Source organism: Paenibacillus borealis, from assembly GCF_000758665.1.
Taxonomy (GTDB): Bacteria; Bacillota; Bacilli; order Paenibacillales; family Paenibacillaceae; genus Paenibacillus_AQ; species Paenibacillus_AQ borealis.
In genome coordinates this window covers 6,803,969-6,816,848 of sequence record NZ_CP009285.1, presented here as the reverse complement: position 1 = coordinate 6,816,848, position 12,880 = coordinate 6,803,969, and the positions used below count along the sequence as shown (strand labels likewise).

General features: G+C 51.2%; 11 protein-coding genes. 7 read left to right on the top strand and 4 right to left on the bottom strand.

The genetic code is table 11. From position 1 onward, the window contains the following. Window positions 1-150 precede the first annotated feature (150 nt). The gene (locus PBOR_RS28780) at window positions 151-1,512 is read left to right on the top strand and encodes a TrkH family potassium uptake protein (RefSeq protein WP_245647932.1); all 1,362 of its coding nucleotides are present in this window, start codon (window positions 151-153) and stop codon (window positions 1,510-1,512) included. A 14-nt stretch (window positions 1,513-1,526) separates the two neighbouring features. Further along, window positions 1,527-2,195, top strand: coding sequence for a potassium channel family protein (locus tag PBOR_RS28775; RefSeq protein WP_042217263.1), 669 nt, complete (start codon window positions 1,527-1,529; stop codon window positions 2,193-2,195). 81 nt (window positions 2,196-2,276) lie between these two features. Here the strand turns inward: PBOR_RS28775 and PBOR_RS28770 are convergent, their stop codons facing one another. The 3 genes from PBOR_RS28770 to PBOR_RS28760 are packed head-to-tail and all read right to left on the bottom strand — an operon-like array spanning window position 2,277 to window position 4,263. Further along, window positions 2,277-2,969 (bottom strand): hypothetical protein, encoded by a 693-nt coding sequence (locus PBOR_RS28770; RefSeq protein WP_042217262.1) that lies wholly within the window; start codon window positions 2,967-2,969, stop codon window positions 2,277-2,279. Next, window positions 2,966-3,907: an ATP-binding cassette domain-containing protein gene (locus PBOR_RS28765; protein WP_052429683.1), complete on the bottom strand. Its 942-nt coding sequence runs from the start codon at window positions 3,905-3,907 to the stop codon at window positions 2,966-2,968. The genes PBOR_RS28770 and PBOR_RS28765 overlap by 4 nt, the downstream gene beginning before the upstream one ends. Then, window positions 3,904-4,263 carry a GntR family transcriptional regulator gene (locus tag PBOR_RS28760; protein WP_042220033.1) on the bottom strand — a complete coding sequence of 120 codons (360 nt, stop codon included), beginning with the start codon at window positions 4,261-4,263 and terminating at the stop codon, window positions 3,904-3,906. The genes PBOR_RS28765 and PBOR_RS28760 overlap by 4 nt, the downstream gene beginning before the upstream one ends. A gap of 385 nt (window positions 4,264-4,648) precedes the next feature. On the opposite strand from PBOR_RS28760, the gene PBOR_RS28755 reads away from it, so the two are divergent. The 4 genes from PBOR_RS28755 to PBOR_RS28740 all read left to right on the top strand — a co-directional run bounded on the left by PBOR_RS28755 (window position 4,649) and on the right by PBOR_RS28740 (window position 10,745). Then, window positions 4,649-6,916, top strand: a complete 2,268-nt coding sequence (locus tag PBOR_RS28755) for a helix-turn-helix domain-containing protein (protein WP_042217261.1) — start codon at window positions 4,649-4,651, stop codon at window positions 6,914-6,916. A gap of 240 nt (window positions 6,917-7,156) precedes the next feature. Next, window positions 7,157-8,113, top strand: coding sequence for an ABC transporter permease (locus tag PBOR_RS28750; protein WP_042217259.1), 957 nt, complete (start codon window positions 7,157-7,159; stop codon window positions 8,111-8,113). 14 nt (window positions 8,114-8,127) lie between these two features. Further along, window positions 8,128-9,027 carry a carbohydrate ABC transporter permease gene (locus tag PBOR_RS28745; protein ID WP_042217257.1) on the top strand — a complete coding sequence of 300 codons (900 nt, stop codon included), beginning with the start codon at window positions 8,128-8,130 and terminating at the stop codon, window positions 9,025-9,027. Window positions 9,028-9,089: 62 nt separating this feature from the next. After that, window positions 9,090-10,745, top strand: coding sequence for a type 2 periplasmic-binding domain-containing protein (locus PBOR_RS28740; protein WP_042217254.1), 1,656 nt, complete (start codon window positions 9,090-9,092; stop codon window positions 10,743-10,745). An 80-nt stretch (window positions 10,746-10,825) separates the two neighbouring features. Here PBOR_RS28740 and PBOR_RS28735 read toward each other — a convergent pair whose 3' ends face one another. Beyond that, the gene (locus PBOR_RS28735; protein WP_039306940.1) at window positions 10,826-11,725 is read right to left on the bottom strand and encodes a LysR family transcriptional regulator; all 900 of its coding nucleotides are present in this window, start codon (window positions 11,723-11,725) and stop codon (window positions 10,826-10,828) included. A 456-nt stretch (window positions 11,726-12,181) separates the two neighbouring features. Between PBOR_RS28735 and PBOR_RS28730 the strand changes: the two genes are divergently transcribed. Then, a complete protein-coding gene (locus tag PBOR_RS28730; protein WP_042139787.1) occupies window positions 12,182-12,847 on the top strand; it encodes a succinate dehydrogenase cytochrome b558 subunit in 666 nt (221 codons plus the stop codon). The last annotated feature ends 33 nt before the right edge of the window (window positions 12,848-12,880 follow it).

The window sequence follows — 12,880 nt, the reverse complement described above, 5'->3', positions numbered from 1 at the left end:
ACTACCTGGGACCATACAATTTCAAGAGTGTTATTTCTAATTTGAAAATGATTCTTTGTGAAGTTAGGCAATAACGTATATAATTTTGTATGTTTATCTGAATTCATCATTTAGCACCAACCAATATGAATATGTGAAAGGATGAGGAGATTGGTTTCATCGTTTCCCAAGAAAACAGGCTTCAAATTCCTGAAGCTTGCTCCTCCGCAAATCCTGGTGCTTGGTTTCGCCGCAGTCATCATTATAGGAACTTTGCTGCTCATGCTTCCGGTATCCAGTGTATCCGGTGAGCATCTTAACTTTATGGACGCGCTGTTTACGGCTACCTCTGCCGCTTGTGTGACCGGACTGGCCGTGGTGGACACCGGTACCTATTTCACCGGGTTCGGACAATCAGTCGTGCTGGTGCTGATTCAGATCGGCGGACTCGGCTTCATGACGATGGCCACGCTGTTTGCGCTTGTGCTTAAACGCAGAATCTCGCTTCGGGACCGGCTGATTCTCCAGGAAGCAATGAATCAGAGCTCGATGGAGGGGATTGTGCGGCTGATCCGCAAGGTGCTGATCTACTCGCTGGTTATTGAGGCGGCCGGAGCCATCCTGCTGTCCGTCCGCTTTGCCTTTGATATGCCGCTCCCGCGTGCCCTATATTATGGCCTGTTTCATGCAGTGTCGATGTTTAACAATGCCGGGTTTGATCTGTTTGGCGGCCATGATAACAGCCTGACAGCATATGTCGGTGATCCTGTGATCAACTTGGTCGTGATGTTCCTGATCATCTCCGGCGGTATCGGCTTCATCGTAATGTCCGATCTGGCGGAGTTCCGCCGCAAGCGCCGGCTGACACTGCACAGCAAGGTTGTGCTGTCGATGACATTCGGGCTGATCCTTACGGGAATGGCCGTGATCTTCATCTTCGAGTTCACCAACCCGCGGACCCTTGGACCGCTGAATCTCGGAAGCAAAATATGGGCGTCCTTATTCCAGTCCGTGGCCCCGCGTACAGCGGGAGCCAATACGCTGGATATAACGGGACTGCGTCAGGCGACCCAATTTTTCATCGTCATTCTGATGTTTATTGGCGCTTCCCCGGGTTCAACCGGCGGCGGAGTCAAGACTACGACCTTCACGCTGATGGTTGGAGCTGTAATCTCCATGCTGCGCGGCCGCGGAGACATTGTACTCTTCCGGTACCGGCTGGCCCAGGAGCGCGTGTTCAAGGCGCTGACCATTACTCTGCTGGCTCTGCTGCTGATCGTTACGGTATCCATGATGCTCTCAACCACCGAGGGTCTGCCTTTTCTGATGATCCTGTTCGAGACTACCTCGGCCTTCGCGAATGTAGGACTAAGTCTGGGGCTGACGCCGGAGCTGACGCAGCTCGGCAAAATCCTGATCTGCCTGACGATGTTCGCCGGACGGCTTGGACTCCTGACGCTGGCCTATGCACTGGGTCCGAAACAGGGTAAACCTTTGTATAAGTATCCGGAAGGCAAAATGATAATTGGATAAGGGGAAATAAAGACATGAAAGCACAGCAGTTTGTTGTAATCGGCCTGGGCCGCTTCGGTTCAAGTCTGGCGCTTGAGCTGATGTCCATGGGTTATGAGGTGCTGGGGATTGACCATCAGGAAGAACGGGTGGAGGAAATGACCGGCCGGCTGACCCATGCGGTGATGGCGGATGCTACGGATGAGGGGATTATGCGCTCCCTTGGGGTGCGTAATTTCGACTGCGGGATTGTGGCGATCGGTGATAATATGGAGCGGAGTATTCTGGCTGCAATTCTGCTCAAGGAGCTTGGCGTTAAGCAGGTGGTCGGCAAAGCCATCTCCATTCTTCATGGACGCGCGTTGTCGAAGCTGGGCGTGGACCGGGTTATTTTTCCGGAGCGTGATATGGGAATCCGTGTGGCCCATCAGCTGGTGACCCCGAATCTGCTGGATTATATCGAGATCTCGAAGGATTACAAGGTTGTTGAGCTGACGGTACCTGCCTGCATGGACGGTAAAAGTCTCTCGGAGCTGAACACACGCGCTAAGTACGGCTGCAGCATTATTGCCCTGAACCGCGAGGATGGCATCATCGTTGCCCCGACTGCGCATGACCATGTGCATCAAGGGGATATTATGGTGGTAATCGGCTCCAATGACAGCATCGGGGAGTTCGAGGATGAAGCGGTGAATGCGGAGTAGGGGCTGTATCTCTATAAAAGAATGCAAAAAAACGTCCGGCTGATGCGTAACCGGGCGTTTTTTTGCTCTGCAGAAGGACGGCTACATCCGTACATCCGTACGGCGGTACACCAGCCAGCCCGCTATTGCACAGAGGGTAATGATCCCCCACATGAGAAGCGTAGTTCCAGGCTCAAGCATTCCGGGTTCAGCCGAGTAGGATGCGAAATTTTCCACGTACTCCATGGAAGGGAACACTGGGGAGATGAGGGCGACAGCACCGAAATACAGGATGGCCAGGAGGGTTCCAATCAGAACCTTGAACCGGTAAAAGCAGGCGCCGATCAGGAACGTTGCTATCGAAACATCGAGCAGGGTCAGCATGAACACATACGCAGAGAGCAGAAGCGGCCGGTCCGCATCAACCGGGAGCCCGATAGAAGGAAGAACTGCCCGGCCGATCAGATACACTAGGGTCTCCGCCAGTGCAGCTGATACACAGAAGGCCAGCAGGGCCAGCAGCGAGCTGACGTAGAAATTGCGGCGGGTCACACTGAAGCTGCTCATCAGCGGGAAGGTGATGGCCACCGTAACGATCATACTGACGATCATAAAGATAGACATAATATTCCGGTTTACGCTGAAGATGCTGTCCGCTGTTCCCATATCCCAGGCGGGCAGATACTTCATCAGCAGTACCAGGGCGATGTCCACACAAACGAATATACTCATCAGAATCAAGGCGCCTCTGCGGTAATCCTTCAGGTGGAACTTCATTAAACTCCGGTAGCTCATCGTTTCCCCCCTCCTTGCGAATTCTCTGCATCGCGCAGCGTCAGATATACGAACAGCTTCTGCAGAGGAACCGGAGACAGCTCTATACCCTGATCCTGTAGCATTCTGCGTTCGGCAGGGTCTGAGAGATCCTCAAGCGCGAGCAGGAGTTTGCCCCCCAGGCGTTCACTGTGCAGGTTCCGGGCATCCCCCAGCAGCTTCTCCAGCACCGTGGCCGGTCCGGAGGCATAGACTGCATTTGCGGCAAAATCCTCTACAGGGCCCTGGAATGCGATGCGTCCTCTTTTGATATAGACCATCCGTTCAAACAGATTCTCCGCTTCCTCAATCAGGTGGGTAGTTACTACGAAGGTGCGGGGGAAGTTGCCGTAATCCTCAAGCAGGGTCCGGTAAAAGATTTCGCGCATCGAAGCATCGAGGCCGGTCACCGGCTCATCCAATAGCGTGAGCGGAGCCCGGCTCGCCAGCCCCATGATAATTCCTGCCATCGATTGTCCGCCGCGCGACAGCTGCTGGTAGTTCTTTCTGCCCTCCAGCTGAAACCTGCCCATCAGCTCCTTGGCCAGCTTATCGTCCCAATGAGGATAGAAGATGGAAGCAAATTTGAAGATTTCCTTCAATGAGTAGTTATCCCAGGCCCGTTCGTAGGTCTTGACCAGACAGATCTGATTCAGTGCCGCTGCATGCTCATTCACCGGCTGGCCGCCGTATGAGATCCGTCCGCTGTCCGGGAATCTTTGGCCGGCAATGAGGGAGAGAAGGGTACTTTTCCCGCTGCCGTTGGCTCCGATCAGTCCATGAATCATCTGCGGCTCTAATGTAAGAGAGAGATCATGTACACCCTGGCCTCCGCGGAATACCTTGCTGACATGGCTTAACTCGAGCCTGGCCTCTGGCGGAGCTGCAGCAGCTGTATTCTTTTCCCCGGTGCTCATCATCGGTTCTCATCCCCCTTGGTGATCATTTCGGACAATTGCTCCGTTGTAATGCCCAGCTTCGCGGCCTCGCGGATCATCGCCACCACATACTGCTCATAGAACTGCTGCCTGCGCTTATTCGTTAACTCTGAGCGTGCTCCCGCTGCAACAAACATTCCGATCCCCCGCTTCTTGTACAAGATTCCCTGCTCTACGAGCAGATTCACGCCTTTGGCCGCCGTTGCCGGATTGATGCTGTAGAACGCTGCAAACTGGTTCGTGGAAGGCACCTGTGTCTCCTCAGGCACGGTTCCATCGATAATATCGTTCTCGATCAGCTCCGCAATCTGCACGAAAATCGGCCGGCTGTCATCCATCTGGATACCCACCGCTTCACCACCTAACTGGTTAATTACTTATGTAACTAACATTATTTGAAAATTGATCCGGTGTCAAGTGGCAGCAGCTGCAAACGATACAATTAGGCTTGAGCGATGGAATATTAAGGCGGGCCGCCTATGCATTTTCGGATTTGTTTTAAAAAAAATTTCCTATACATATATGTAAAATGTAACCTGAAATGATAAAATAAAAATATTGAAGTGATACGGGCAGACACAAATGCCGCATGGAACCGAATAATTGGAGCAGGGGGCTTGGAAAAACTAAATGTAAGCGGTAACATGATGATACAGCCAGCTGATGTATGGACATAAGGTAATTCAAGGCACATATATAGAGAAATCCTTAGGGGGATATAAAATGAAAAAAACACCGATGATCCTGCAGCTGGCATTGATTCTATTCTGCATCATGGCCATTCCCACAGCCATCCTGACGTGGTACAGCGGGTCACAGATAATACAGAACTCCGAAGCAGCCATCGGAGAATCCACGCTTGCCGGGCTGAATGCCAACCGCAAGTTAAATGAGAATGCGCTTGCCAATCTGGCACAGGACACGTCGCGGCTCGCGGCGACGAATATTTTTGACCGCATCCGCAGCTTTGAGACGTACGATGAAATTAACGCCAATTACAATAACGTGAGCCTGGCGCTGTCCGTGACGAAAGAGCTGCTGAACTTGAACCGCCGGGTAGAGGGTGTGCACTCTTCGTATTTTTATTTGAATGGTTCGGATTATGTATTCTCTACAGACAATAGCATCACGACACTGGAGCGTTATGAATCGATCGAATGGATGGATGATGCGCTTGAGGGACGCAGAGGCATCAGCGGGGTGTGGGTTCCCCGTAAACTGGAGTCGGGCGAGAATGTTGTGTCATATGTATATCCCCTCAACCGCCTGTCCTCCACCACCAGCGGGATTATCGTAGTCAACATGAAAGAGAGCCAGATCGGCAAATATCTGCATGCTACGGAGATCGGTGACAGCAACTACCTGCTGCTCGACTCGGACGGTACAGTCATCTCCTTCAATGATCAGTCACTGCTGCTCTCCGACGGTCAGAAGCTGCCTTTCCTTCAGGAAATACTGAACCAGGAATCCAGTGAAGGCTATACCTTCCACGATCTGGACGGCAAGCGGATGATCTACGCATGGAGCCGCTCGTCATTGTCCGGATGGTGGAATGTAAGCTGGAGCTCCATGGATGAGCTGATGATCAAATCACGGGATATGCAGGGGAATATCATTCTGCTTACCGGTGCTATCATTTTACTCGGGACACTGCTTGCCATCTTTCTTGCAACATGGTTGTCCAGGCCCCTCCGGCAGCTGGTGCGGACGATACGCTCAAAGAGCGATCTGGGTGTGGTGAATAAGAATGAGCTTGCCTTCCTGAACATGGCGTTCAAACGCATGCAGGAGGAAGAGGAAAGTCTGTTCCAGCTGCTGCAGGAGCGTGAGCAGGATACCCGCAGTCTCGCTGTTCACCGGCTTCTGCGCGGTGAGATTCCGCCCCGGATCACGGAGGCGTTTCCGGAGGTATGCTACAGGGTAGTCGTTGTCTCTATCGACCAGTACCGGCGGTATGTGGGCAATACCAATTTAGAGACACGCAGCTATCACCGGTATCTGCTCAATGCGAAGTATGAGAGCTTCTTCCCGGAGGGGATACTCGCCCGCAGCGTCTATCATAATGATGGCTGCATAGTGATTGTACTGAACTTTGCTCCGGATGACTCCGGGGAGAAGGAAGCTCTGATCCGTCAGGCGCTGGAGCAGATCCGGGATCAATCGCTCGAATTGCTGGAGCATTCAGTCACAATCGGAGTAAGTGATTGGGCTGATGCACCCGAAATGATTGCCCTGCGGCTGTTTGAAGCGATGGAAGTCATCAAAAGCCGGATGATTAACGGGGCTGGAAGCATTATGTTCTGGCATGATGAAGAGGAAGGCAGCCGTAAATATCTCGATTCCGAGAGCGGGGAGCGGAGGATTCTCAACTTCCTGGATGCCGGTGATCTGGCCGGGATATTCAAAGAGCTTCAGTGCATCCGCAGCCAGATCTCTTCGGAAGACAATATTTCCTATGATAATATTATGTTCATCTACTATCAGCTGATGGGGGCGACGATCAAGCACCTCCGTGAGAATCATATCAGCACAGGCCGGATGATTATGGGCAGAGGGAATGTATACTCCATTCTCGCCGCCATGGATACACTGGACGAGCTGGAGGAATATCTGCATGGCTTCTTCACTGAAATCGTACAGAGTCTGGACCGCAGCACGAGTGAAACCAATCACGCTGAGCGGATCATTCAATATTTGAAGAAAAATTTCCGCGAAGAGATAGTGTTCGAGGATATGGCTAAGGAAATTGGCATCAGCTACTCTTATATGCGCAAGATTGTCTATGAGCAGACCGGCAATAGCATGATTGATTTTGTGAACCAGCTGCGGATAGAGAAGGCTAAAGAGCTGCTGCTGGATACTGAACTGTCGATTAAGCAGATTGCAGCAGAGGTTGGCTATTATAATGTTCAGAGCTTCAACCGTTTTTTCCGCAAATACGAAGGCATGCCCCCAAGCAGCTTTAAATCGGCCAAGAGTAAGAGCTCCTAGGAGCCTTCTCCTGGCCGGATTTTTTTTGTTCACATATGAAAGCGCTTTATTACTTTTGGGAATGCCTATCACATTTGATCATAATTGTGCTGCAAAGGCCTTTAGAACGGCACTTCAATCAAATTTGATGGTGATCATCAATACTCATGATTTTCAAGAACGGGGAAAGGGGATAGCATTGGACTCAGAGCCGGAGAACATGAGCCGGCATGGAAAACGCTGAAGGCAGGAGGTGGAAATTTGAAAATTGCAAGCGCTTCAAAAACAAATCAAAGTCCTTTATTAAGAAGAAAACAGGGATTCGCCTATTATCTACAGCGTGACTGGCAGCTTTATCTGCTCGTAATGCTTCCGCTGGCATTTGTAATCGTATTCAAATATTTGCCGATGACCGGACTTGTAATCGCTTTTAAGGATTATAAGATTGCCAGAGGCTTCTGGGGCAGTGAGTGGGTCGGGATGGAGGTCTTCCAGGAGCTTTTCGCCAAGGCTGATTTCATTAAGGCCGTCCGGAATACGCTGCTGCTCAACGTGCTTGACCTCTGCTTCAGCTTCACGATGCCGATTGTGCTGGCGCTGCTGCTGAATGAGGTCAAAAGCATACGCTTCAAGCGTATTAATCAGACGATATTGTACTTGCCTCACTTCCTGTCCTGGGTCATTATCGGGGCCATCGCTTATCAGCTTCTTAGTGAAGGCGGCGGTGTTGTTAACAATCTGATTGAACTCATGGGCGGTACCCGTATTCCGTTCCTGCAGGAAGATAATAACTGGCTGATCAGCTATCTGGCCATCGGTGTGTGGCAGAGTATGGGCTGGGGCACCATTATCTACCTGGCGGCGATGAGCGGGATTAATCCGGAGATGTATGAAGCGGCTACGGTCGATGGAGCAGGACGCTGGAGAAAAGTGTGGAATATCACGCTGCCTTCCATCCGTGCGACTATTGTGACCTTGCTGATCATGGCTCTGGGGAAAGTGATGGATGGCTCATTCGAGCGTATTTATGCTCTGCAGAATAAGGCCACCACAGAGTTCACCACGACCATTCCGGTGCTGGTGTACCGCTGGGGGATCGAGAGCGGCAACTTCAGCCGGGCGACAGCCATCGGATTATTCCAGTCCGTCATCGGTATTATTCTGGTAATTTCAGCGGACCGTGTAGCCAAGAAACTTGGCGAGGATGGAATATTGTAGAAAGGAGAGGAACCATGAAAGCAACAGCCGGGGGCTCTGCCGTACCCCATAAAGCACGTATAGATATCTGGGAATTTCTGATCCGCTTGGCAATCATCTTAGTCTCGCTAATATGCCTGCTGCCGTTTATTCATGTCGTATCGAAATCCCTGAGCTCTGACTCCTTTGTCATTGCCAATAAGGTCTTTCTGTGGCCGCAGGGCTTCACCATCGAAGCGTACAAAAAAATCTTCGCGGATGCCAGTATCCTCCGTTCATTGTATATCACGGTTATCGTGACTGTACTATTCACGATTCTGGGAATGATTCTGACCATCTGTGCCGCTTACCCGCTGTCGAGAGCCCAGTTCAAGGGCCGCCGGGTCATCACCTTCATCTTCCTGTTCACGATGTACTTCAGTGGAGGCATCATTCCGGACTATATGAATATTAACAATCTGGGACTGATGGATACGATCTGGTCACTGGTTCTGCCGCTCTCGTTCAGTGCCTTCAATCTGCTGATTATGAAGACTTCGCTAACGCACGGTATACCGGTAAGTCTGGAAGAATCGGCGCGGATCGACGGTGCCGGGCATTTCCGTATCCTGTTCAGCATTGTCCTGCCGCTGTCCAAGCCGATTATGGCGACACTTGCCCTCTTCTACGCAGTCGGCCGCTGGAATGCTTACCAGGATGCCCTGTTCTATATTAAGCATGAGATCTCCCTGCGGCCGCTGCAGCTCAAGCTCTATTATCTGGTTATCCAGGCGAGTGAAAGCTTCCAGCTGGAAGCCACCCAGGTACAGCTCAGTAATCCTGAGGTCCTTAAGGCATCCGTTGTAGTATTTGCTACTCTGCCTATTCTCTGTGTGTATCCGTTCGTCCAGAAATACTTCGTTCAAGGTGTTATGCTCGGGGCAGTCAAGGAGTAGTCCAGCGCCCTAGTATATAAGTAAATCTTTTGAATCCGAAAATGACAAATGGGGGAATTGCGATGAACAAAAAAGGTTTCGTATCATTAATGATGGCGTCTGTGATGACGGCCGGTATGCTGGCCGGATGCTCCGGCGGAAATAACAACGCTAAGAATGGCAACACTGAGCCTACCACTGCCCCGGCAGAATCAGCCGCAGCCACGAACCAGACCGAAGGAAGTTTCCCGGATTACTCCAAAGGCTTCGAGAAGAAGGTCTCGCTGGATATTCCGGTCTACGAACGGGCGTATGAGGGCTGGAATGTGTCCGACAACTATTATACCCGCTGGGTACAAGCTGAATTCGGCGACAAGTATAATATCGAAGTCAATTATGTGCCGATTACCCGCGCCAAAGAGGTAACGGATTACGAACAGCTGCTGGCTTCGCATAAAGCTCCTGATATTATCTTCCACTACGATATGCCGCAAGCGCTTACCTATTATGGTGAGGATGTTATGCAGCCGCTGGACTATGCTGAAATCGAAAATTACGCACCAACTTACTGGAAGAACATGGGCTCCACCATCGAGCAGTACGGTACAGTGGATGATCAGAAAACCTTCTTCTTCGCCGCCCGTCCTGAAGCCGACAACTTCGTCAACATTATCCGCAAGGACTGGGTTGAAAAGGTCGGCATGAAGGTTGAGGACTTGACCTCGCTTGAGAAATACAACGAAATGCTGGTCAAATGGAAGGAAGCAGGACTAGGTGTGACCAGCGGAAATCTGCTGCAGAACTTCTTCAACTTTAACTATGCCTTCCGTGAATGGCCGGTCGACGCGAAATACCGTGCGCTGTACTCCGACCTTAGCGTGGCAGATCTGACCACCGCTGATACAGAGGCTTACCTGCGTAACCTGAACTATCAGTACAATAACGGCCTCGTTGATAAAGAATTCTACCTGCGCAACGACGAGCCCAAGGTCAAAGCTGAATTTGTAGCCGGCAAAACAGGTAACTTCGGCTTCTATCTGGCAAACAATACGGATGTCTTTGCGGCTACCCTGCAGAATAACCCGGAGGCTGAATTTGCCGTAGTTCCTCCTTATGCAGGTGTTCCGGAAGGCAAAAAGCCACAAGGGCGCGCTTACTGGCCATTCGGCTTCATTATGGGGATTAACTATGAATCCACCCCTGAAGAACGCGCCGCAGTCTGGATGTATCTGGAATGGCTCAGCCAGCCGGAGAACCTGTTCAAATTCCAGAACGGTATTGAAGGCGAGAACTATACGCTTGATGCAGACGGTATCGCGCTGAAGAATCCTGATTACAAAGGCGAATCTGTCCTGTCACAGAACAATAACAAAGACTACTGGGGCCTTGTGACCGAAATTGCCCAATATCCGGATGCAGCCAAAACCCGTACCGCTAATCTCCGCAACTGGGCACCGGCCGGCTATGAGACGCTTGCTGATGATCTAGTGAAGTACTATGATGAAGTTGCCGAATTCCGTACACCGGATGCCCTGTTCAACGTTGTACTTGAGAAGGTGAACGAATATAAAGCGGACCTGAATACGCTGTTCCAGGAACTGTACGTGAAGGTCGTGCTGGCTCCGGAAGCTGAATTCGACGCTACGTATGAAGCAGCCAAGAAGACTTACCTGGATGCAGGCTACCAGGAAGTTCTGGATGAGAAGCAAGCAGCCATTGATGCAGGCAAGTTCCGCTAATTCAATTAAATAAAACCCTGTTACACGATCACCCGGCAGGCTAATCCATAGCGATATGGAGGCCTGCCGGGTGATTTAGGTTATTCGCGTCCGGACAGAAAGACCTCCTCGGTCACCTGGACGAGACAGCGCGCCGCTGTGCTGAGTCCTCCGCTGCCCTGGTAGATCAGGCAGGTGGTCCGCTGTGTCTGCTCCAGCTCCTTGATGTGCAGGGAGACAAGTCCGCCGCCGTTCAGCAGCTCCGGGCGGAGATAGGACTTCGGCAGCAGGGCGGCGGCCTTGATGGTCGGCAGCAGCCGGACGATCGCTTCGAAGGAGTCGATCTCCATCCGCACATCAGGATCAACGCCGCAGCGCTGGAACAGATCATCTGTTGTCCGGCGGTACCAGGTGCCCTTGGAGAAGAGAATCATCGGCAGCCGTGAGAGATGCTCCATCGTGAGCCGCGGAGACTGGGCCAGCGGATGATGTTCGGCGACGACCAGCCGGAGCTGGTCCTCGAACAGCGGGATGCAGCGCAGGCCCGGCTCCTGAACCTGGGAGGCGATGATGCCGACATCGCATTTGCCCTCGCTGACTGCGGTAACCATCTCATGCGTCTTCCCGGTGATCAGCTTCAGCTCGGCCGCCGGGTATTTCTCCATGTAGGCGTTCACCAGCGGAGGCAATGTGGTCTGCAGCGTGGTCAGGCTGGCCCCCAGTGTAACCAGCTGCGGTTCGCCTTCCTTGAACTTAGATAACGCTTCCAGGAATTTGGACCGCTGCTGCCGCTGCTCCAGCGCATAGGTATAAGTAAGCCGTCCTACCTCGGTAAGCTCCAGCCGTTTGCCGAAACGGTGAAACAGGGCGACGCCGAGCCGTTCCTCCAGCTTGGAGATTTTGCGGGACAGGGCGGGTTGGGACAGGTTAAGCTGGCGGGAGGCCCGGTTCAGGCTGGAATGCTCCACAACCGCAGCAAAAGCATCTAAATCATCGTACATTACAAGCACTCCTTTGTCCCAATCTGTAAACAGCGGATTAAATTAGATAATGGATAGTTAAAGATTTCGATGAATTAGTGATAAAAAGCATAGCCGGGAGACGGAAGAAACCTTGATATATATGAGTATTCATCTGAAAATGAAGTGAATTCCCAATCTAAATGAGAATTATTATCATATTAAAAATATTCTTATGCGTTTATTGTATAACGATTAATAATTAGATTGCAATTCCCTTATAAGCGAAAAAAGAGTAACATGAAAAGTGACACAGGATATTCACATATTGTGAATAATAAAGCAAAGTCCGGGAAAACAATGAAAAGTGGTGCAAATAGACATTTTGCTGCTTGCTGCAGCCTGCCGCTGCCCTGTTTCAACTGTACTCCCGGCGGTGTATGCTCTTTAAAAAGATAATTTGAAAACGCTGTTTTAATTGGAAAGGGGACACTTTGCATGAGAGGATTTTATTCCAGAAAGATTCATTCCTTGCTCGGCATTATCCCGCTTGGGGCCTTTTTCCTTGAGCACATGCTGACGAACTTCGCAGCAGTAGAGGGTGGTGCTTCCGGTTTCACAGACAGTGTGCTGTGGCTGAACAGCCTGCCGCTCGTCTTCTTCCTGGAATTGTTCGGCATCTGGCTGCCGCTGCTGTACCACGGAGTGTACGGCCTGTACATTGCGTATCAGTCGAAGCCGAACCTGAACCGCTACAATCTGGAAAGAAACTGGCGTTATACGCTGCAGCGCATCAGTGGAATTGTCACCTTCATCTTCATTGTCTGGCATCTGTACGATACCCGTGTCCAGGTGGCGCTTGGAAATGTAGAGCATGAAGAACTGGGCGGTGTCATGCACAATATTGTGACTAATCCGCTGCTGATGACCTTCTATATCATCGGTATTGTAGCAGCCTGCTTCCATTTCTCCAATGGCCTGTGGTCCTTCCTGATCAGCTGGGGTATTACTGTGGGGCCGCGTTCGCAGCGGGTGTCCTCTATCCTCTGTCTCGGTGTGTTCGTACTTGTTACCTTCATGTTCGTACTGTCACTGGTGACTTTCCGTGATGATGAATTCCAAACCGCGGCCACGGCGATGCAGTCGCTGCGCAGCTTTATTTAGGAATATACAGATTTTAATATAGGAGGGGAACAA